We start from the raw sequence: 913 nt of genomic DNA, 5'->3' as shown, positions 1-913 counted from the left end.
TCCTGAACGGTTACCGATTAGATTAAATCAGATTTAATCGGATATAATCGGATAGAATTAGCTAAGAGATAAGATTTAATTAGATGAAATCAGTTTAAAACTTAGAGGAAAATGCATTAATTTGTTTTCCTAAGATGATATATTCTTCCTGTAATTTATCTGTATTTATTTCGTAAACTAGATAAATAACTTTAAGGTGAGTTACAACTTCATTGGCTGAACCTGAAGAAATTTCCAAATAATTTTTAGTTTGTTTTTTAGAACGGAAAAAACCTTCAGATATATTTGCAGGAACAGAAATAGAGGCTCTTTTTATCTGGTCACATAAAGAATAATCTTTTGACAATTCATAATTATTTTTGATCAATAAATAGATTTCTTTTACTAATTCTAAGGATTTTTGATAAATCCGTAAATCTTTTATTTGAAACATGTTTTTATTTAAACTGATTTTATCCGATTAAATCTGATTTTATCCGATTCTATCACTCGTCATGTGACCTAAACTGTAATGCCTCCGCCACGTAACTCGCTTCTATTTTCGCAGTTCCATTCAGGTCGGCGATCGTCTGACTGATTTTGATCGTCTTAAAATAACTCCTGGCCGAAAGAGAAAGATTGGCGATTGCCTGTTTTAAAATTGTGACCGCCTCAGGCGTTAGTTGACAAAATTTTTTTATTTGAGCTGAGGACATCTCGCCATTATTAAAAATTTTTAGCCCCTTAAATCTTTTTCGTTGAATTTCTCTTGCTTTAACAACTCTTTCTCTCACTTTCTGACTGGACTCACTCAGAATATTACTGGTTAATTTTTCTTCTGAGACTGATGGAACATCGATATGTAAATCAATTCGGTCCAAGAGAGGTCCTGATAATCTTTTTTGATATTTTAAAATTGTTCCGGGGAGACAGT

The 913-nt window shown here is 31.9% G+C and carries 2 protein-coding genes; both read right to left on the bottom strand.

From position 1 onward, the window contains the following. Positions 1-94: 94 nt before the first annotated feature. Complete coding sequence (locus GW846_06635) at positions 95-433, bottom strand: four helix bundle protein (protein ID NDK10421.1); 339 nt, start codon at positions 431-433, stop codon at positions 95-97. Between the two features lie 49 nt (positions 434-482). Then, on the bottom strand, positions 483-913 hold a 431-nt coding region (locus GW846_06630; protein ID NDK10420.1), incomplete at its 5' end, for an ATP-binding protein.

The organism is Candidatus Gracilibacteria bacterium, assembly GCA_010119145.1.
Lineage (GTDB): Bacteria > Patescibacteriota > Gracilibacteria > BD1-5 > UBA6164 > JAACSU01.
Note: the sequence above shows the minus strand (reverse complement) of the source record. Positions and strands in the feature narration are given on the sequence as shown.